Here is a 21,425-nt window from a genome sequence, read left to right as displayed (position 1 = left end):
TTTGATTATATAATAATCACAATCATTTTAGCATAATAAATAGGAATTAAAATAAAACGTTTTTTAATTAGAATTTTCATTACATTCAAAACAAAATAAAAGGCACTTTACTTTTTTAATAAAGTGCCTTTTTCCATATGATCAATGAGTTTCTTTGTTGCCTGTTTGCCTTGCAACCGAAGCTCATCTATTGTCAATTGTAACTCTTGCTGCACAGTTCCTTGTTGCATTAATTGCTTTTTCGCAATCTCATATAAATATTCAGCACTCCATTCGCCATCCACACTTCCTATAACTGGCTGATTCACTTGACTTAAAAACGAATCAATTTTCGGATCGTATGAAATCCCGACCATTGGAGTTTTGGCTACAGCAGAAAAAACTAGTGCATGAAGACGCATACCAATTAGTAATGAACATTGTGATAAAATGAATATTTTCTCGTCGATATCCATTTTATATGGAAGCATATACGTCTCTTCTCCCATTAAGTCTACTACTTCACGCGAAGCTTTTTGATCAAATGGCTCATGCATTGGAACAAATAGAATTTGGTATCCTTCTTGCTTTAATTTTTTTAATGCCGCAGCTAATTTTTTTATATAATCTTCTTTTGCATTCCAATAACGCACACTAACCGCAATTACTTTTCCATGTATCGAATGCTTTTGCAACCAATCCGATTGTTTTGTCCGTTTCCATGTTAAAACAGGGTCTGGAACAATTTCAATATCGTTTTTTATGCCAAGTTCTTTTAAATATAAAAACGAATCCTCATCTCGAACTGATACATAGGAAGCTTTTGACAAGTTCCATTTTACTAATAGACGATTATATCCTTTTGTAATTGGACCTATTCCTTGTGAATAAATATAATACGGCTTTTTTAATAATCGAGCGAGTCCCATAATACCCGTATAATATAGAATACTCTTCGTACTTGTCTGATCTTGAAGAAGGCTCCCGCCACCGCTAATAACTCCATCACTGTTTTTGATTGCATGATAAACAGCTTTTATATCCCAGCGATCTACCGATTCTACACCATACATTTCCTTTGTATATTTAGAATCATTTGATAGTACTACTAGTTCTATATCCGGGTTCTCTTTACTTAACGATTCAATAATTGATTGTAGAATCGCCTCGTCTCCAACATTATAAAAACCATAATATCCTGATAAGACTAAACGCACCCTAAATCTCCTCCAAAACTAGGTAACCGTTTATTTCATCTAACATAAACTAGTACCCATTCCTTACCTAAACACTTGATACCCTACATAGTTTCCTCTTTATCAGTTCATATGAATTATAATAAAAAATTAAATTTCTATATTTATCTTTTCAAAAATGGTATTTTGTTTATTGATATCCATTTTAATTTCAAAGCACATACACCATACAAAATGGTTGTAATACTTAATGCTATACCACTGAATAATAACGTCATAATTCTTGAAGATGTAATATTTATCACATTACATAGTTCATACAATCCTAGTCCCAAAATACATGCTATTGCTAGCACACCAAAAAAGCTTTTTAAATGAATAGAATAGGCAATATAGCTTCGAATATACAAATGATTTACAATACAAACCAATACGTAAGTAATGAATGTACTATACGCCGCTCCATCTATGCCAAACTTCTGCACGAACATTATGTTTAACACGACTTTCACACAACTCGCACCAATAACAATCCATGCAGCTTGTGCAGAACGGTTAATGCCCTGTAAAACACCTATTGATAATACCATAACCGCAGTAAAATACGAACTGCCAATCATAACTGTTAACATACTACTGCCTTTTACATCTGTGAACAATCCGACATTTAACGGTACTGTTAATGCCATCAACCATATTGTTAACGGTGCTGTCAAAACATGCGCTAGTCGATTTGTATTTTGAATTGTTATTTTCGCCAAATTTATATCTCTTTTGGCCAATGCGGAAGTTAAGAGTGGTATTAACGGAAATACAATTGCACTTGCAAAAATAACAATTATTTGCGTGAATGCAAAACCGCGACTGTATATTCCAAATTGTTCTTGAATTTCTGTTGATGATCCTTGTAATACATGCGGTATTGTAAGCGAGTCTACTAAATTTAAAAGTGGCATTGATAAAGCTCCAATAGCGATTGGGATCGATACCCGCAATATCTTTTTGCCGTTTTCTCTTAAATCTCGGAGCGAATAGGAATTGCTTTTATTGTAGTATGGACTTCTATTATATTTTATACGCAAATATATAAGCGAACTAATGACTCCAAGAAAAGAGCCAACCATCGCACCACTAGTAATAACAGTATTACTCTTATCCCATGATACTAGTATGTAAGCAATTATTAACATAAAAAACACACGTACAAATTGCTCAATGACCTGTGATACCCCTGTTGGTTTCATATCACCGAAACCTTGAAAATACCCTCTATACACCGCCATGTATGGCGCAATGAGTAATGCTAATGAAGTAATAAGCAACGGCATTCTAGTTTCTTGTCCACCAAGCATATTTGCAATTTCAATAGAAAATAATACAATGACTAAACAGCCGAAAACGCCAAATGCTATCCCAATAATTGACGCTGATTTAAATAATTTCGCAATTTCCTTTTGCTTATTTTTTTCGTTCAACTCTGCAATTAGTTTCGAAATTGCAAGTGGAACTCCGGCTACCGATAATGTAAGAGCAATCATATATACAGGAAAAACAAGGCGGAAAATACCGAGCACTTCATCTCCTGCAATATTTTGTAATGGAATTTGAAAAAAACTACCCAGCAATTTCGACAAAAAAGTTGTAATGGTTAAAATTGCTGCTCCTTTTACAAATGTTTTATTCATATTTTTTCTCTTTTCTTTTATACATATACTCTCAAACATATTGTTTTAAACGATAGGAATTCACTTTATCCCATTGGTTATCATAACAAATTTATTATAGGTTGAATACTTGGTTTTTTTTTCAAAATAGAAAAGAGAACCCATTTAAGCCTGTCTCTTCACAATATTTTTTCTAATTCCTTCCATTATATATGTACACACTATAACCGTTTCTGTTACTCAAAAGAGCCCTTCCTCTCTATCACTGCGATACATATTACTAAAAACATTATAAAAATATCCCACAACTCTACATTATAATTTATGTAAGATTGTGAGATATTCTAATTACCATCTAAACACTTAAAATTTTCAATTGCTCTTTCTGTTCATTGCTTGCCATTACTGCGATTGTTTTTTCAATACTCGGATGTACTTGCTCAAGCTTTACACTTGCTCCTACTTTATTTGATTGCTCAACAAAATTTAATAATGCCATAGCTCCTGATACATCCATATAACGCACATCTTTCATACGTAAAACAACCGGTGACTTCACATCTTGTAAAGTAGAGAAAATACGATCTACTGATAGGAAAGAGAGCGGTCCTTGAATTGTGTACGTTTCTTCTTTTTCTTTTACGATAGAAGTTTTGCGTTCTTTACATTTCACCATATATATGATGAACGAAAGAATAATACCGAATGCAACAGCAATCATTAAATCGAACTTCACCGTTACAATCATCGTTACGAGCATAACAACGACATCACCTTTAGGAGCGACATGCATCTTTTTCATGCTTCCCCAATCGAACATTCCAATACCAGTTAAAATTAAAATACCTGATAATACAGCAAGTGGAATATATTGTACGACCGAACCAAGACCCATAATAAAAATAAATAAGATAACACTATGCATACATGCCGAAAGTGCCGTTTTACCGCCACTTCTTATATTCACGATAGACCTTACAGTCGCACCTGCACCTGCTAATCCGCCAAACAATCCGCTCATCATATTACCGATACCTTGTCCGACCAGTTCTTTATTACTTTTATGACGTGTACCTGTCACATTATCCATTACGACCGATGTTAACAACGAGTCAATCGATCCTAATAAAGCAATACTAAGCGCTGGCAAAATAAGTGCTGCTATTCCTGTTCCACTTAAAGATGGAATATGAAGCGTAGGCATCGCTTCTGGAATGGTTCCAATCTTTTCAATTACTTTATTTAGTGAAAGATTTCCGATAATCGGTAACTTTACTGTAAGTCCTTCGAGTAAGGAAGAAAATAAAGGAAGCAAAGCTGTCACACCGACTAGTGCTACTAAACTAGACGGAATCGCCTTAATCCATTTACCAGAAACAATCATTACAATAATCGTTAACACAACAAGTAAAAAACTATTTTGTACGTGCTTTATTTCGCCTAAAATAATGATTAATGCAATACCATTCATAAATCCCGAAACGACAGGATACGGAATATATCGAACGTAAGAACCGAGCTTACATACACCGAATAAAATTTGAAATAACCCTGCCATCATAAAGGCAATAAAACTTGCCTCTAACCCGTGCGTCGCAATAACTCCTGTTGCAATAACGGTAATTGGTCCTGTTGGCCCTGTTACTTGCCCAGGTGTCCCGCCAAATAACGCTGCGAATAAACCTGCAAAAATCGCACCATACAATCCAACAAGCGCTCCCTCAGACGTTCCTGTCGCGGCAATACCAAATGCAATCGCAAGTGGTAACGCAACAATCGCAACAGTAAATCCTGCTAAACATTCCTTTGCTATTTTTTGAAACATAAAAAAACCACCTTTGTATAAAGTCCATGTTCCATTGTACACCTAAAAAGATACATTCGTTAGCTCACTTTTTACATTCTCGTGACGTAAACGTATTCAACGAAAAGTTTTCCCCTTATCTTTGGAAACAATTGCAACTATGCTATAATGAACAAATTAAATCTTTTACTATATACTTGGAGGCACTATGCTAACTTTTGAAGAAAAATTATCGATTATTGAATCTTTCCCAGAACTAGAAAGAAAGAACGTATCATTAAAACGTGTAAACTTCCACTTTGAAGAAAGTCGTTTAGATAAAAAGAACGTTGTATTTCATTTACACCCAAATGGAAATGGATTTGTATATGCAAGCGGTATTAAAGGTTATAAAACAGATGATAAAGGCATGGTTAACATCCGTGAGTTTTCAGCAGAGGAGTTACGTTCAGTAATTGCGAAATCAATTGACCTTCTATCACAAGAAGAAGTAGTAGCACCTGTAGAACCTGCGAAAGAAGAAGAATGGCAGAACGAAGATGGTCATATTCTTACTCTTATTTCAGAGGATGACATGTGGAACGTGTACGCTGGTGTAAACTTAGACGGTACATTCAACTCTTATCCAGAAGCTGCGGAATACCTTGATGAAGAAGGCTTTTCACGCAAATAAAAATAGAAACCTATTTCATTCAACGACTTTTATAGTAATCAAAGAAGACACTTAAGGTGTCTTTTTTTGTTATATAAACTCCTTTCTCACACTATCTCTACTAATTTTCATAAAATGATTCAGAGGAGGTTTATATGAATACAACTGCTAAATTAATAAATTGGAAAGAACATGGCGATATGATTATTCTAGAATGTGAATTAAATGGAAAACGCTTCGAGATATCAACATATAAACAACGAATATATAATGCACACCTTTTATCAGCTGACGTTTATATTCGTTTAGACTCATCTGATAATATAATTGGAATAAATATTTATAAAAAGTAAGAAAAGCCCCCTATTCCGTAGGCGGGCTTCATCTTTATTACACAATATTAGAGTATACTCTCTTTTTTTCATACAGTTTATGTAATTATACATATTCATTAAAAAATACACTAAATGAATATTACATGTAGTAAAATATAACTTGTGGGCACGTTCTATAAAGCAGATTCTTTTAAAAGGCGTAACATATCAATTATTATAGGGGATGTGGCGTCACTTCGATATTGATCTCAAATCTCTTGTCTTTTGTGAACTAACAATCTAGTGTATATAGACGATTCTGCTTTATAGTGTGTGTTTACACTTATAACAAAGGGGTAATGGTAATACGGATAGATTCCGATTCGTATGAAATGAAATGGTTCAAGTCGGAGAGAGGCACCTTAAGGTGTCTTTTCTTTTTGGACATTACATCCATTTTGTGTTTCCACCTTATTTCAAATGCGCTAATTAACCTTCACCAAGAAAAAATGAGAATTAAAAAAGATATTGTTTCTTCTGTTTAATACAGAAAAATGCAGGATACCCCATAGATATGGGGCATCCTGCATTTTCTATTTTTTCGCACCTTTCAACGACTCCCTCAGTACAAACTTCTGCAACTTCCCGCTCGCATTACGAGGGAGTTCATCTACAAATAAATAATGACGCGGACGTTTATAATCTGCTAGTTCATCACTTTCTTTGCAATACGTTTCTAAATCAGCTTCTGTTATTGTTTCATCTTTCTTCACAATAACTGCCACAACACGCTCTCCCCATAATTCATCTGGCTCACCAAGTACCGCCACATCTAATATACCTGGATGACTATGAAGGAAATCTTCAATTTCACGAGGATAAATATTTACGCCACCGCTAATTACCATATCATCAACGCGATCAGCAACGAATAAATAACCGTCTTTATCAAAATAGCCTAGATCACCAGAATGATACCATCCTTTATACATCGATTTTTTATTCGCTTCTTCACGATTATGATAGCCAGCCATCATAGTTGGGCCGCGTAAAATAATTTCTCCCACTTCATAAGGAGGTAATACATCATCTGGTTCTGCCGGTGCATCCTCGTTCGGTTTCACAATACGAACTTCATGGCTAAAACATGGCGTGCCTGCTGAACCAGCTTTCGTAATTTGATCCTCCTCTACGAGAAATGCAACAACTGGCCCCATTTCTGTCATTCCGTATATTTGAACAAGATCAATGTAAAGACGTTCTTTACATTCCTTCACTAACGCCGGTGCCATTGCTGCTCCGCCATATATACCGATTTTCATTGACGTTAAATCATACTGAGCTAAATCTTTTTGCAACAACATATTCCACATCGTCGGCGCTGCAAAGAACGTCGTAATCTTTTCTTCTTGAATCGTATGTAATACTGTTTCTGTATCAAAATGATGCAAAATAACATTCTTTCCGCCAACTTGAATGCGTGGTATGATTCCGGCATTTAATTCACCACAGTGATATAAAGGCGCCACAACAAGCCCTACACTATCTCTATTATATTTAAGGAAATACGTACAAATCATACTATGCTCAGCCATTTCACGATGGCGATGTAACACGCCTTTCGGATGCCCAGTCGTACCGCTCGTATAAAGCATTGAACAATAATCCATTTCATCAATTTCGATATTTACTTTCTCAGAAGATGCTTCATTCACTTTTTCATGGTAGGAACTTGCATAGGAAGGTTTATCGTTTTCTATAGACCAAAAAGATGTATTTGGAAAATCTCTTTCAATTATAGCAACAGTTGACTCAACTGCTTTTTCAAAGACAACGACTTTCGAGGATGCGTCCTGAAGAATATAAGATACTTCTTTCGCCTTTAAGCGGAAGTTAATCGGGTTAAAAATCGCACCAATTTTCGCACAGGCTAAGTAAACGTTTACAAATTCACGGCAATTATATAAGTAAACAGATACCGTATCTCCCTTTCTTACCCCTTCTTCTAATAGAGCGTGTGCCGTTTTATTTATTTGTTCATCCCACTGTTTATACGTCCAGCGAATATTTTTTTCAGGTTCCACTAGCGCCTCTTTATTTGGATACTTACCAACTGATAAATCAAAAATTCTCCCTATCGTCATATACATGCCAACGATTTCCCCCTTTTCTCTTTCATAAATCTATCATTTCGTCCATAAGTAGACATTGTCCTCTAATGATTTGACTAATTTTTCTGATTATTATCGACATAGTTTTACATACGGTACCGCTAGACGGTAAATGAAATTATATCGGCGATTTTCCAGATATATCGACCGTAACTTGAAATATATCAACCACAACTCAATTTATATCAGCGATTTTTCGAATATATCGACTTACCGACAAAAACTGACAAGATATAATCGGACCGAACGTTACTGCAGGATAAAAAAGAGGTTGTTCCGACTCGGAACAACCTCTTTCTTCTTATGCAAATAGCTCTTCTAAAATTTTCAGTTTATCTTCTGTATATTTCACAAAGCCATCATTATATGATTTTGGATCTTTCGGATTCGCAAAGTGCGTAATTGCTCCCGTCTTCGGGTGAACAAATTTACTTGATGCACCACAACCAAGTCCGATAATTGATTGTACTTCTTCCATAATGACAATGTTGTAAATACTTTCTTGCGTCGGCATTGCATAACCAACGTTCTCTAAGTTACCTAAAATATTCTTTTGACGATATAGGTAATATGGTACGTAATTATGCTTTTGCGTCCACTCTTCTGCTTCATGCATCATCGCTGTAATTTCTTCGCGACCTGCTACTTTATATTTACGTTTGTTTTGCGTCATTTCAGAAGCACGTTTAAATGATAACGTATGAACTGTTAATGATTCTGGCATTAACTTTTCTGTTTCATCTAACGTATGCTTGAAGATATCTAACCCTTCACCAGGAAGACCAATAATTAAGTCCATATTAATATTGTTCATTCCCATTTCACGAGCTAAATGGTATTTCTCAATTGTTTCTTCTACAGTATGATGACGTCCAATTGCTTTTAGTGTCTCTTGATGGTATGACTGCGGATTAATACTAATACGGTCAATATTCCATTTATTTAACACTTCTAGCTTTGCTGGCGTAATTGTATCTGGGCGACCTGCCTCAACTGTTACTTCACGCACATTTTTCACATTTGGGAACGCTTCATACATTTCTTCATACAGCATATCCATCTCTTCTGCTGTAATACTTGTAGGTGTACCGCCGCCGTAATAAATCGTCGTAACTTTTACACCTTTTTCTTTTAAAAACTTACCAATTTCACGAACTTCATAATGTAAACCACCTAAGAACGAATCAACAGATCCTTGGCGTCCATTAATTGCATAAGCCGGGAATGTACAGTATGCACATTTCGTTGGGCAGAACGGAATACCGATATAAATACTTACTTCTTCTTTCAAACGGTATAAATCCGGAACAACTGCTAATTGGCAATCAACAATGCGCTGAAGAAGTTCAATTTTCTCTTCATGAATTAAATAACTTTCACGAAGTTCTTGATGCGCTTCTTCTTTTGACATACCATTTTGAAGCATTTTGTGAAGAAGTTTCGTCGGACGTACTCCCGTTAAAATCCCCCAGCTTTGTTCAATACCAGTTAACTGCTGAAGAACAGAAAGATATACATAAGAAACAACGTGTTTCACTTGCTTCATACGCTCTTTTTCATCTGTGAAAGCAGATAAATCTTTCGAGAATGTTTCTTCATACACATTTCCTGTGCTAACATCCGTTAATTGAGCGGATGCTTTCACATTATCCTCAATGTGTATATCAACGATCAGATTTGCTTCCTCTTGTTCAAATCCAATCGTACTATCTTCAAAAAATAAGCCGCCAATATTTTGTAGCGGACGTAAAAAACGATCATCTTGTAACGTTTTAATTGAAATTAACAACATTATCACCTTTTCATTTGCAAACTCTCTTTAGTTTACTTGAAGGGCGTTTACAGGTCAATACAGAAGGTTTTACCTGTTTCTCTTACATTTTTTCAAATAATTCTTTTTATGAATATTGCTCATGTATATAGACATCATGATTTTCTCTTGTTAAAATTTATTAGTGTTAAAATCGATACATAGTGAAAATACAATATAAAAAGGAGGACTGTTAACACTAGATTCCACAATCTAATGTGTTAAAAACAAATATGAAAAAGAAATTTTATAGTGTTTTAACTCTCTCTCTTGCATTACAAACTGTTCTTGCACCTACTTATTCATTTGCAGAGAGTGCTGAAAAATCCGCCGAAGTATATACGGAGGATCAAGTTTTTAAAAGTATTAAAGAACATGTTAATGAGCATAGTACTCATGAAGAAGATATCGAGGTTACTGGCCAATTCCTACTATACACTTCAAAAAAACATTCATTATATACCGCGAATGATTTAAAAAACAAATCGAATATCGAGATTACAGAACAAGTCGTAACGGCGACAAAGAAAAAAGGAAATGCTTATTACATAACGACGTCAACTGGCGCTGGATGGATAGATAACAATGATAATAGCTTAGAAGTTCAAGAGATTCATAAACTATCTAACCAAAAATTAATCGTAAAAGAAGAAGCTTCCATACATGCACTTCCGTTCCAATCGTTTAAAGAAGAAGGGAAACTAGAGCCACAAGTCATTACTCCTACTGAACAAGCTGGAAATTGGTTTAAAGTCCAAATAAACGAAACAGCAAAATGGATTTATGCACCTTCTGCTACATTTGAAGGTACAAAAGCTTCATTATTAAAAAACAGTCGTACTGCTAAAAACAGTTTATTGAGATCGCCAGAAGCTCTACAAACAAACAATATTTATGGCGTTACATTTAAAGAAATGATTGTCCCAAAAGGAAATGACGATATTCGACCTGGCTACCCGATGGTGCCTAAATATATTACGATTCACGAAACGGCTAATACAGCGAAAGGTGCCAATGCTCTAAATCATGCAAAATTCTTAGATAATCAAGCACGCGGAACAGCTGATCGCGCCGCATCTTGGCATTTCACAGTAGATGATAAAGAAATTTATCAACATCTTCCGGTAAATGAAGTTGGATGGCATGCTGGAAATAAAACTGGAAACTATGAATCTATCGGAATTGAAATTGCCGTTAATCAAGATGGAAACTATGAAAAAGCGGTAGAAAATGCCCGTAAATTGGCAGCTTATTTAATGAACGACTTAAATATTTCTCTAGATAAGGTCCAAAAACACCAATTTTGGTCAGGAAAAAACTGCCCTGCGTTTATGATTCAACGCGGACAATGGGATGCTTTCTTAAAAGGAACTGAAACATACTATAAAGAAAATCAAAAAAATCCAGTAACTGATGACATTACAGGTGGCTGGTATGAACAAGACATTCGTCAATTAGCAGCTAGAGGCATTATGCAAGGAGAAGGAAACGGCAAGTACTTCCCAGAACGTATTGTAACGCGTGCTGAATTTGCTACATTAATTACTCGTGCTTTACAATTACCAAGTGGAAATGCTAATTTCACAGACTTAGAACAAGTACACCCATCGTTACGAGACGGTATTAATCGTGCAGCAAGCGCAGGCATAATCCGCGGACGTGGTGATAATACATTTGACCCAAATACTACAATTACACGCGAAGAAGCTGTTATTATGATCGATCGTTCTCTAAAACACGCTGGTATTTTTGCAAAACAAGTTGAACTACCATTCGTAGACCAAAACTTAATTTACGCTAAAGAAGAAGTACAAAGAGTGTATGGATACGGAATTGTAAAAGGTAATGAATTGAATCAATTCGTACCAAAAGGACCATCACAACGTGCTCACGCAGCTGCATTTATAAACAGAATGCTTAGCGTAATTGAAGCTTAAAATACTTATCATTCCTATAGATATTTCATTTCATCTGTATTCACTTAAAAAGGCATCAGAGATTGTATAATCTCTGATGCCTTTTATACATCTGTTAGCTATTTTTAGCCATGAATCTTAAACGTATTCCTAGTAACAGAAGCATAAAACCGATGAATGGAACGTAATTCGTATTGTGTCCTGTAGCTGGGAGTTGTTGATTATTAGAAGAACCTTGTCCTTGTTCTGGTAAATTAGGTTTTTCTACTCCCTCACCTGGCTTTTCTGTTCCTTCACCTGGCTTCTCTGTTCCTTCACCCGGCTTTCCTGTTCCTTCACCTGGTTTTCCTGTTCCTTCACCTGGTTTTCCTGTTCCTTCACCTGGTTTTCCTGTTCCTTCACCTGGTTTTCCTGTTCCTTCACCTGGTTTTTCCGGATCTTTATCTGTATCTTTTTTATTTGTAATTTGAAGCTTTACAACTTCAATTTTTTCATTAGAAATCGTAAATTTCATTTCCTTATCGGATAAAGTATATCCTTCTGGCGCTTGGATTTCTTTTAAAGTGTAATCTCCTGGTTCTAACTTCTTAGAAGTCGCTTTACCGCTCTTATTTGTTGTTAATGTGTCGATTTTTATTCCGTCTTTCCAAATTTCAAACACTGCGCCTGCTAATGTTTTATTTGTATTATTAGCATCTACCTTTGTAATTTCTAATTGACCTGTAATTTCTTCTTTTACTTTTTCATTCATAACTTCTTGTTTTACTACTTCGTTCGCTACAACATTTACTTCTACTGTTACTTCTAACGCCTTATAACCTTCCGGCGCTTTCGTTTCTTCTAACGTATACCTTCCTGGCACTAAGCTTTCGAATTTCACAACGCCGTCTTTATTCGTTGTTTTCGCTTCTCCAACTACTTGACCAGCTTCGTTCTTTAATTTAAATTCCGCACCTGCTAGAACTTTTCCACTCTCTGCATCCTTTTTGATTACTTGTAAGCTTCCTAGTTCTTTTGCGTTTTCTATTTGTACTTCTACTACTTTGTCTGCTTCCACAACGACTTCAATTTCTTCTTTTAACAACTTATATCCTTGTGGTGCTTTCGTTTCTTTTAATTTGTATGTTCCTGGCTCTAATTTCTGAGAAATTACTTTACCAGTTTTATCTGTTCGTAACGTATCTACTTTTTTACCATCCTTATACACTTCGAATTCTGCATCTGATAATACTTTCGTTTTATCTTGAGCATCTACTTTTACGATTTCGAATTGCCCAAGGCTCTTACCGTTCGTTACTTTTACATCAATAACTTTTTCACCGTCAACTGTTACATGAATTATTTGTTTTGTTAACTCATAACCTTCTGGTGCTTTTGTTTCTTCTAACGTATATTCACCTGGCACAAGTCCGTCTACCTTAACCGTTCCAGACTTATCTGTTGTAATTCCTTCTTTTACAACATTTCCTTTCGCATCTTTCAATGTAAATTCTGCGCCTGCTAAGCGTTTCGTTTGATCTTTATCATCCATTTTAATAATTTGTAGAGAACCTAAGATTTTTTCGTTTTCTGCCTCTACTTTTACTACTTCTTTCTCGTTTTGAATTGTTACTTTCCATTCTTTATTTGAAAGCTTGTAGCCCGCTGGTGCTTTCGTTTCTTTCACTGTGTATTCACCTAGCGGTAATTTTGGTGACATCACTTTTCCACTCTCATCTGTTTTCAGTTCCGCTACCTTTTTACCCTCTTTATACACTTCGAATTCTGCACCTGATAACAATTTCGTTTTATCTTCCGCATCTACTTTCACGATTTCGAATTGACCTGTTACTTTTTCATTCGTAACTTCTTGTTTTACTACTTCGTTCGCTACAACGTTTACTTCTACTGTTACTTCTAACGCCTTATAACCTTCCGGCGCTTTCGTTTCCTCTAACGTGTACTTTCCTGGCACTAAGTTTTCGAATTTCACAACACCGTCTTTATTCGTTGTTTTCGCTTCTCCAACTACTTGACCAGCTTCATTTTTCAATTTAAATTCTGCACCTGCTAGAACTTTTCCACTCTCTGCATCCTTTTTGGTTACTTGTAAGCTTCCTAGTTCTTTTGCATTTTCTACTTGTACTTCTACTACTTTGTCCGCTTCCACAACGACTTCAATTTCTTCTTTTAGCAATTTATATCCTTGTGGTGCTTTCGTTTCTTTTAATGTGTACTTTCCTGGTTCTAATTTCTGAGAAACTACTTTACCAGTTTTATCTGTTCGTAACGTATCTACTTTTTTACCCTCTTTATACACTTCGAATTCTGCATCTGATAATACCTTCGTTTTATCTTCCGCATCTACTTTCACAATTTCAAATTGACCTGTTACTTTTTCGGGAATCTTTTTATTCACCACATCTACAGTCAATACTTTATTAGCCTCTATATCAACAGAAACTGAACTAGATGATAATTCATACCCTTTCGGTGCTTCTACTTCTTTTAATGTATAGCTTCCAACTGGAAGTCGTTTCGATAAGGCTTCACCTTTATCATCTGTAACAATTGTTTCCACAACTTTCCCATCTTTATCGATAACATCAAATTTTGCACCTGGCAGAAGTTGACCGGATTCACTATCTTTTTTAAATAATTTAAATTGGCCATTCTCTACTTTTTTCGTATTCTTCATAACAAGTTCAATTACGTTTGTATTATCAATTGTTACTTTGACTGGTGTATCAACTTTTATATATCCTTCTGGTGCATTTATTTCTTTTACAAAATAGTCACCAAGTGGTAAATCTTTAACTTCCGCAATCCCCTTTTCGTTTGTTGTAACAGTAGCCACAACGTTATTATCTTTGTCTATAACATCAAATTTTGCGTCTTTTAAAACAATATTTTCATCGTTTTCATCAACTTTTTTAATTTGTAAATGTCCTTTTTCAGCTGCTGGTTTATTCCATTTTGGCCAGTTAAATTTAAAGTTATGAACCTCAAAACCATCTCTTTGGTGTAATCCTCCAACATAGGCTTGTCCATTAATAGAACCACCTTTTGTTTCTACAACTGCATTAGGTGCAAACACACTACCTACTACACCATAACCTTTAGTTGTTATCTTTGTAGCATTAGGAAATACCCAAATTACCTTACTAGCTAACTCAGTAAAAGATGAATTAGGGTCGTATGCTTGAGATGTATTAATTAAATTCGTCGCCATCCCAGTATTTCTTGTATCATACAAAATTGCACCGCCACCAAAACTCACTTCTTCTGCATCTGAATAAATAACAATAAAGTCTTTATTCTCTACATTCGGAAGAAAAACGTCTTTTACATCAAATGCTTTCTTTCCCGTTTGGCCTGAAGAGACATAAATATTAGGGTTATTTACATCTTCACCGATCCCAAAACTCATATTAGGTTTTGGCTTATCAGTGTGTAGTTTACTTGCATCCCCAATTACACCATCAACGTCTTTTCTAAATTCTTTAAACTTAGCATCAATCTCCGCTTGCTCTTTATAAGAGATACGGTCATATGATGTTTTCATCGCGCCATCTGGGTCACCGTCTTTTGTCATCGCCACTGTTCCATCTTGAATAATTACCTGTCCTGCTCCCGCTTTCGTAAATTGACCGCCTAGTAATAATGATGGATATCCTTCATCTATCCAAGTTGCTCCAGCTAAGTTATTTGCTCCAGTTGCAGCCGCTACGACTGTATAACTTGATGCGTTCATATTTTTCTGAACAGCCATCGCACCTTCAATATCAGCACTCGTTGCACTATGATCCCCAAAAATGATGGCGTTGTAATAAGATACATCACCTAAACCTTTTAACTCTGTTGTAGCTGCCTCTGCTTTAAATGGTAAATGGATTAAAAAATTCATACATATTAGTAATACAACTATTAAACTACTACTTAACTTTTTAATTTTTTGATTAAATGATTTCCTCAAGAAATTCATTCCCCCTTTTAAACTTCCTAAAATCACAAAAAGAAGTACATTTCATATGTACCAGGTCTTACTCACATTAACTTAAAATAATCCATTTAAATACAACAAAGGAACGCTACAACTACTTAATAAAATTACTACAATTCATTTTTGAAATAATACGTGAACTAAACTGTCATGCGGAAATACTTTTACGTATGGGAGCCCAATAAAATTAATCTGAAGAACATTTCATGTGGTGTAACTATTTTGACAACATCCTTCACTTTACATTAGTTTTCTAAAGGATTCAAGTGAATTGTATAGATTTCATACACAATTCACATTTTAAAACGTTTTCATTCATTTTAATAAGCCCAACAAAAAACGTAGCCAAAAAGCTACGTTTTTCTTTTATCGTTTCGGTGTATTTTTATGATTCTTCAAAAACGGAAGCGGGAACTGCTTACGGAAATGCTCTTTAATCATGTACTCTACACCGTTTTCACTATTTGAACGTGTAATCCAATCGGCTGCTTGCTTTAATTCTACAGGCGAGTTCCCCATCGCTACCCCAAGTCCCACGTTTTCAATAACCTCTAAATCTTCCATACTATCTCCAATCGCAACCATTTCATTTAGCGAAATATTTAAATGCTCTCCAAGCAATTGTAACCCGCGTAACTTTGATACATTTTGCGGTAAAATTTCTATTCGTTTTGAATCACATTCAACATACTCTACATCTTGGAACGCTTTTCTTAATGTATTTAGCCCGCGTTCTTTTTCACCTTTAGTTTGGAAAAGAACATCAATTTTTGGCGCCGCTACCGGATGGTCACGAAGCGCGTCACCTAACGAATCTACAAATTGAACTGGATAAAATAACGGATCTGCGCTTGATAATACAGTGCGCGCAATTAAGTTTGGTGTATTTCTCTCACGATTTCCTATCGAAAACCGTTCATGAGAAATACGTACGTTACAATCAAAGTGCTCTAACACTTGCACAATGTTAAAAGTCTTCTCTTCAGACAATCTTCTTTGAACGTACGGCTTATCTAACGTTGCTGAAACGAAAGCACCACCATGTGTCACTAATATAGAATCTAATTTTAACGCCTTTGCTACTTTATGAGCGGATTGAAAATTACGACTCGTAAATAACGTAACGTATACATCTTTTCTTTTCACAAATTCAATTGTTTCTCTTAATCCTTTTGCAATTTTTCCATTGTTGTATAGTAGTGTCCCATCTATATTAAGAGCTAGTAAGCGATAAATCATGTCGCACTCCCCCTCTTCGCTGTTGTACTCTATCCATAATTTATGAAATAAATGTAGCAAATAGAACGAGTTAGAATTACTACTGAAAATTTGGTTTACTATATACATATACACTTAGCAAAGGAGATAGTACAATGCAGGCACCTCCTTCTTTTTATGAAGGCGATACGTTAGAAGTCGCAAAAAAATTACTCGGGCAAAAACTTGTTCATATTGTAGACGGAATAAAGCGAAGCGGAATCATTGTAGAAGTAGAAGCATATAAAGGCCCAGATGATAAGGCCGCACATAGTTACGGAGGCAGACGGACAGATCGCACAGAAGTTATGTTTGGTGCACCAGGGCATGCTTACGTATATTTAATTTACGGTATGTATCATTGCTTTAACGTTATTACAGCGCCAGTGGGCACCCCACAAGGTGTTCTCATTCGAGCCCTTGAGCCGGTAGATGGAATAGAAGAAATAAAACTAGCGCGCTACAATAAGACCGAAATTACAAAAGCGCAGTACAAAAATTTAACGAACGGTCCTGGCAAACTATGCCGTGCACTTGGCATCACTTTAAAAGAACGCGGTGTATCGTTACAAAGTGATACGTTACATATTGAATTAGTTCCAAAAGAAGAACACATATCATTACAATATAAAATAACAGCAGGACCTCGTATTAATATCGACTATGCAGAAGAAGCTGTACATTATCCGTGGCGTTTTTATTATGAGGGACATCCGTTTGTTTCAAAGAAATAAGCGATATCAACGATTTTTCAAATATATCTATCGTAACTTACAATATATCAACGGTTCGACAAGAAATATCGATTTATCGACAAATAATAACATTACGAATAAAAGAAGACTGTTCCAAAATGGAACAGTCTTTCCCTCTTACTCTGCACCTTCCGCAGTTGCAATATTATCCTCTAAATTTTCTCTTGATAATGCAGCCGCCATAAAATCAGCTGTTTCTGGAAGTGCTAAATGCATATGAGCTTTTTGACAAATTTGGATGGTACAGTTTTCTATAACATAGTCGAAAACATGTCCGCCCCCGCTTCTTTCATCATCAATGTAATGTAAGTGGAATCCAGCTACCCCAATACCTTGCGCATAATCTGGTGTCCAAAATCCAGCAAGCGTACCTTCTGTATTTTCAAATGAAAAGATTGGTTGTGATTTCGTCACTTCAACGAGCGGTGTATACGGTTTTTCTTGTCTTGGAACAGTTCTCGTCCTTACTTCACGGAACGTACCGTCCATTCGAATACCGTAAAACAAGTTTTTACTTGGCATTAATTCATGTAATAACGCTTCAACTTCTTCACGATTCATCGGACGCTCTACCGTATAACTCATTTCTTTTTCAAAAAACGTTACAGTCGCAAATGGCGTTGTTTCTTCTGGCTCTACTTTTTCCGCTGAACCGTCTGAACGTAAATGATAAAATTCATTATCAAATGCAATCATTTCACCATCTAATTGATCAAATGTGCCGATGCCGAAATCACCATGTTTTTTCAAATCTTCAAAGCTAATTACACCATCATATATACCATCTAATAGCGCAAGCATTGTAGATGTTTGATATACTTCATTACTCGTTTTCGTTTTTTTCGCATCAATATCAATTAATTGCGCAACAGTCATCTCAAATCTGCCTCCATTAGTTTAATTGGTTTGGTAATAATTTTTCGCTTAATTTAATGTTGTCACGATAGTCAATTGGAATATCAATAATGACAGGACCATCTGCTGCTAGCGCGGATTTTAACACACCTTCTAATTCATCAGGCGTGTTAACACGAAGACCTAACGCCCCGAAACTTTCCGCATATTTCACAAGATCAACATCGCCAAACTCTGTAGCGGATGTTCTGCCGTATTTCATCATTTGTTGGAATGCAACCATATCATATGTGCCGTCTCTCCAAACAAGATGGACGATTGGAGAATTTAAACGTACCGCCGTTTCTAACTCCATCGCTGAGAATAAGAAACCACCGTCACCTGATACGGAAACTACTTTTTTACCTGGTTCTACTAAAGTAGCTGCGATTGCCCAAGGAAGTGCAACACCTAACGTTTGCATGCCGTTACTAAATAATAATCTACGTGGTTCATAAGAACGGAAACATCTCGCCATCCAAATAGAATGGGAACCGATGTCACATGTAACAGTTGTATCGTCACTAATTAAAGAACGAAGTGTACGAATCACTTGAAGTGGATGCGTAACACCTTCTGAAGGACGATTTGGAACTTCTGCTTGTTCTGATAATTTTGCGCGTAATCGTTCTAATACCGCTTCTGATTTCGTACTTAATACAAGTTTCGGTAATTTCTCCGCGATGCTATTTACCGTTAAAGCAATATCACCAATTAATTCACGCTCTGGCTGGTAATCATGGTCGATATCTGCTTGATGGTCGTCAAGATGAATAATCGTTCTGTCGCCAAGTTTATTCCAGAACTTTGGATCATACTCGATTGGATCATAACCGATAGAAATAACAAGGTCTGCTTCTTCTAGTAAAATATCACCTGGTTGGTTACGGAATAATCCAACGCGGCCAAAGAAATGATCTTCTAACTCACGTGAAATCGCACCAGCTGCTTGATATGTTTCAACGACAGGAAGCTCTGTATCCGCAATTAATTTACGAACAGCTTTCGTCACTTCATTTGTACTTGCTCTCATACCGAGTAAAATAACTGGTAATTTCGCTGCTTTTATTTTTTCTACTACGTATGTAATATCATGTGTGGGAGCGATTCCAAGCTGTGGCTTAGAAAGCGCACCGATAGACTCTACAGTCGTTTCCGCAGTCATAACGTCTTGCGGCAAACTTACTAAAGTTGCTCCTGGATTTGTAGAAGTCGCACTTCGGAATGCATTTGATAATGCTTCTGGCACATTATCAGGATGCTCTACTTCTACGCTATATTTTGTGATTGGTTCGAATAGTGCAGCATTATCCATAGATTGATGTGTACGTTTTAATCGATCCGTACGCGGAACTGCACCAGCTAAAGCAACAACGGGATCACTCTCCGCATTCGCAGTAACAAGACCTGTCGCTAAATTTGATGTCCCTGGTCCTGAAGTTACAAGACATACGCCCGGTTTCCCTGTTAATCTACCAATAGCAGCTGCCATAAATGCTGCATTTTGTTCATGACGACAAACGATTAACTCTGGTCCTCTTTCTTGCAATACATCAAATACAGAGTCAATCTTTGCTCCTGGAATACCGAAAACATGTGTAACACCTTGTTTAATTAAACAATCAACAACAAGATCTGCTCCCTTTGTTTTTGTCTTCACGTCGTTTGCTTTTACACCTGTACTCAAAACTAATCATCCGATACGATAAACTTAACTAAATCTATACAATTCAATCAAATTTACACGAGTTAGTGCTTCATCGTGTTCTCGCAACCCCAAAGGGACGAGGGGTATAACACTCCACACAAGGCAGTATCGTTACCTCCTATTATCAAGCATTTATTTTACCCATCTTGATAAATTTGTCGCAGCATTTACATCCCTATCATGATGGCTATTGCATGAAGCACAACGCCACTCACGTATTTTTAAACTCCACTGTCCTTCTGGTTGAACTGAATGGTCGTATTTCATGCCGCAACATGAACAAATCTTGCTTGAGGCGAACCATTTATCAGCTTTTACATACGCAATGCCATACTTCTCGCACTTGTATGACAAACATTGAAAGAAGAAGTTTAATTTTTGAAATGAAAATGCTTTCGATAGTTTTTTGTTTTTTAACAGGTTTGAAATAGATAAGTCTTCCACAACAATCCTCATTGGTTTGGTTTTCACCAATTTAGCTGTTGCTTGATGGATATGGTTATTTCGGATATTCATAATTTTCCTAGATAACCGCAGGTGCTCAGCTTTCGCCTTTTCATATCCAGCAGATTGAATTTTCACACCTTTTTTAAATCTCCTAGACATATCTCTTTGCGCTGACTTTTTCCTTTTCAAAAGTTTTTTAACCTTGGCATCTTTGTTTATATTTCGTTCTTTCATACCATTAGAAGCTACAAAAAGCTCTTTTAAACCAACATCCACACCAATCGACTCATCGGTTAGTTCTTGTGATTCAAAGTCTTCTTGGAACCCTACACTAATCCACCAGTGACGACCGTCAAAGGTAACTCTTGGGTTGGATGGTTTTTTATTTCTTGGTAGTTGTTGGCTTGTTTTCACTTCTCCAATAGACTGAATATGAACTACTTTCTTTCCTATAACCAGTCTTTCATAATTGGCATAAAATCCTTGAATTAAATCTTTTTTGGATTTATAAGAAGTGTGAGAACCATTTTTGTACTTTTTGAACGAATTTTTTCTCGCCGTATCAAAATCTTTTGAAGCCTGTTTGGGAACTTGTGCATTAATGTCTTTTAACCACTCATATCTCTTTCGCTTCTTAATCTTTGTAAATCGTTTCTGTAAAGCTAACTGTGAAACAGATTTTCCAAATAGCTTATAGTATCTATCACTCATTCTTTTACAATAGTTATAAGCGAATCTTGCAGCACCGGCATGTTTTTTTAGCACTTGTTCTTGTTCAGGCGTTGGAATTAGTCTGACTTTCTTCGCCAATATCATCAGAATGTAACTCCTTTAATAAAGATTTGTTCTTCTGAATCGTAGCGTGTTCCACCAGCA

14 protein-coding genes are annotated in these 21,425 nt (G+C 36.0%); 4 read left to right on the top strand and 10 right to left on the bottom strand.

Annotated features, from left to right (window positions below; translation table 11 throughout):
• Positions 1 to 107: 107 nt before the first annotated feature.
• From csaB to V7S45_RS04565, 3 genes are all read right to left on the bottom strand, one after another.
• Complete coding sequence (gene csaB / locus V7S45_RS04575; RefSeq protein ID WP_001241591.1) at positions 108 to 1,196, bottom strand: polysaccharide pyruvyl transferase CsaB; 1,089 nt, start codon at positions 1,194 to 1,196, stop codon at positions 108 to 110.
• 143 nt (positions 1,197 to 1,339) lie between these two features.
• Entirely contained in the window at positions 1,340 to 2,860 is a 1,521-nt protein-coding gene (locus V7S45_RS04570; protein ID WP_001044001.1) for a polysaccharide biosynthesis protein, read from the bottom strand.
• Between the two features lie 334 nt (positions 2,861 to 3,194).
• Positions 3,195 to 4,664: a SulP family inorganic anion transporter gene (locus tag V7S45_RS04565; RefSeq protein WP_048655873.1), complete on the bottom strand. Its 1,470-nt coding sequence runs from the start codon at positions 4,662 to 4,664 to the stop codon at positions 3,195 to 3,197.
• A gap of 187 nt (positions 4,665 to 4,851) precedes the next feature.
• On the opposite strand from V7S45_RS04565, the gene V7S45_RS04560 reads away from it, so the two are divergent.
• Both V7S45_RS04560 and V7S45_RS04555 read left to right on the top strand, forming a co-directional pair.
• Positions 4,852 to 5,316, top strand: a complete 465-nt coding sequence (locus V7S45_RS04560; protein ID WP_146718339.1) for a hypothetical protein — start codon at positions 4,852 to 4,854, stop codon at positions 5,314 to 5,316.
• A gap of 134 nt (positions 5,317 to 5,450) precedes the next feature.
• Complete coding sequence (locus tag V7S45_RS04555; protein WP_001098258.1) at positions 5,451 to 5,648, top strand: hypothetical protein; 198 nt, start codon at positions 5,451 to 5,453, stop codon at positions 5,646 to 5,648.
• Positions 5,649 to 6,202: 554 nt separating this feature from the next.
• Here the strand turns inward: V7S45_RS04555 and V7S45_RS04550 are convergent.
• Positions 6,203 to 7,759: a fatty acid--CoA ligase gene (locus V7S45_RS04550; RefSeq protein WP_088346736.1), complete on the bottom strand. Its 1,557-nt coding sequence runs from the start codon at positions 7,757 to 7,759 to the stop codon at positions 6,203 to 6,205.
• Positions 7,760 to 8,081: 322 nt separating this feature from the next.
• A complete protein-coding gene (locus V7S45_RS04545; RefSeq protein WP_142293008.1) occupies positions 8,082 to 9,572 on the bottom strand; it encodes a coproporphyrinogen III oxidase in 1,491 nt (496 codons plus the stop codon).
• Between the two features lie 251 nt (positions 9,573 to 9,823).
• Here V7S45_RS04545 and V7S45_RS04540 point away from each other — a divergent pair, with 251 nt between their 5' ends.
• Positions 9,824 to 11,527, top strand: coding sequence for an S-layer homology domain-containing protein (locus V7S45_RS04540; RefSeq protein ID WP_342761675.1), 1,704 nt, complete (start codon positions 9,824 to 9,826; stop codon positions 11,525 to 11,527).
• A gap of 94 nt (positions 11,528 to 11,621) precedes the next feature.
• Here V7S45_RS04540 and V7S45_RS04535 read toward each other — a convergent pair whose 3' ends face one another.
• Together V7S45_RS04535 and V7S45_RS04530 are read right to left on the bottom strand one after the other, a co-directional pair.
• Positions 11,622 to 15,461 carry a SpaA isopeptide-forming pilin-related protein gene (locus tag V7S45_RS04535; RefSeq protein WP_342761674.1) on the bottom strand — a complete coding sequence of 1,280 codons (3,840 nt, stop codon included), beginning with the start codon at positions 15,459 to 15,461 and terminating at the stop codon, positions 11,622 to 11,624.
• A 393-nt stretch (positions 15,462 to 15,854) separates the two neighbouring features.
• On the bottom strand, positions 15,855 to 16,727 hold the full coding sequence (locus V7S45_RS04530) for a Cof-type HAD-IIB family hydrolase (RefSeq protein ID WP_000640431.1): 873 nt from the start codon (positions 16,725 to 16,727) through the stop codon (positions 15,855 to 15,857).
• 134 nt (positions 16,728 to 16,861) lie between these two features.
• Here V7S45_RS04530 and V7S45_RS04525 point away from each other — a divergent pair, with 134 nt between their 5' ends.
• Entirely contained in the window at positions 16,862 to 17,479 is a 618-nt protein-coding gene (locus V7S45_RS04525) for a DNA-3-methyladenine glycosylase (protein WP_001148796.1), read from the top strand.
• A gap of 138 nt (positions 17,480 to 17,617) precedes the next feature.
• Here the strand turns inward: V7S45_RS04525 and alsD are convergent, their stop codons facing one another.
• From alsD to V7S45_RS04510, 3 genes are all read right to left on the bottom strand, one after another.
• On the bottom strand, positions 17,618 to 18,376 hold the full coding sequence (gene alsD / locus V7S45_RS04520) for an alpha-acetolactate decarboxylase (RefSeq protein ID WP_000215022.1): 759 nt from the start codon (positions 18,374 to 18,376) through the stop codon (positions 17,618 to 17,620).
• 16 nt (positions 18,377 to 18,392) lie between these two features.
• Positions 18,393 to 20,081 carry an acetolactate synthase AlsS gene (gene alsS, locus V7S45_RS04515; RefSeq protein ID WP_000103520.1) on the bottom strand — a complete coding sequence of 563 codons (1,689 nt, stop codon included), beginning with the start codon at positions 20,079 to 20,081 and terminating at the stop codon, positions 18,393 to 18,395.
• Between the two features lie 153 nt (positions 20,082 to 20,234).
• Positions 20,235 to 21,365, bottom strand: coding sequence for an RNA-guided endonuclease TnpB family protein (locus V7S45_RS04510; RefSeq protein WP_025687290.1), 1,131 nt, complete (start codon positions 21,363 to 21,365; stop codon positions 20,235 to 20,237).
• Between the last annotated feature and the right edge of the window lie 60 nt (positions 21,366 to 21,425).

The organism is Bacillus sp. BR3(2024), from assembly GCF_039134555.1.
GTDB lineage: Bacteria > Bacillota > Bacilli > Bacillales > Bacillaceae_G > Bacillus_A > Bacillus_A cereus.
Note: the sequence above shows the minus strand (reverse complement) of the source record. Positions and strands in the feature narration are given on the sequence as shown.

Excerpts from the sequence above, each read along its gene's own strand:
- V7S45_RS04545 (WP_142293008.1), bottom strand. The coding sequence starts at position 9,572 with ATGTTGTTAATTTCAATTAAAACGTTACAAGATGATCGTTTTTTACGT.
- V7S45_RS04530 (WP_000640431.1), bottom strand. The coding sequence starts at position 16,727 with ATGATTTATCGCTTACTAGCTCTTAATATAGATGGGACACTACTATAC.
- V7S45_RS04555 (WP_001098258.1), top strand. The coding sequence starts at position 5,451 with ATGAATACAACTGCTAAATTAATAAATTGGAAAGAACATGGCGATATG.
- V7S45_RS04525 (WP_001148796.1), top strand. The coding sequence starts at position 16,862 with ATGCAGGCACCTCCTTCTTTTTATGAAGGCGATACGTTAGAAGTCGCA.
- V7S45_RS04560 (WP_146718339.1), top strand. The coding sequence starts at position 4,852 with ATGCTAACTTTTGAAGAAAAATTATCGATTATTGAATCTTTCCCAGAA.
- V7S45_RS04540 (WP_342761675.1), top strand. The coding sequence starts at position 9,824 with ATGAAAAAGAAATTTTATAGTGTTTTAACTCTCTCTCTTGCATTACAA.
- alsD (WP_000215022.1), bottom strand. The coding sequence starts at position 18,376 with ATGACTGTTGCGCAATTAATTGATATTGATGCGAAAAAAACGAAAACG.
- V7S45_RS04510 (WP_025687290.1), bottom strand. The coding sequence starts at position 21,365 with ATGATATTGGCGAAGAAAGTCAGACTAATTCCAACGCCTGAACAAGAA.
- V7S45_RS04550 (WP_088346736.1), bottom strand. The coding sequence starts at position 7,759 with ATGTATATGACGATAGGGAGAATTTTTGATTTATCAGTTGGTAAGTAT.
- V7S45_RS04570 (WP_001044001.1), bottom strand. The coding sequence starts at position 2,860 with ATGAATAAAACATTTGTAAAAGGAGCAGCAATTTTAACCATTACAACT.
- V7S45_RS04565 (WP_048655873.1), bottom strand. The coding sequence starts at position 4,664 with ATGTTTCAAAAAATAGCAAAGGAATGTTTAGCAGGATTTACTGTTGCG.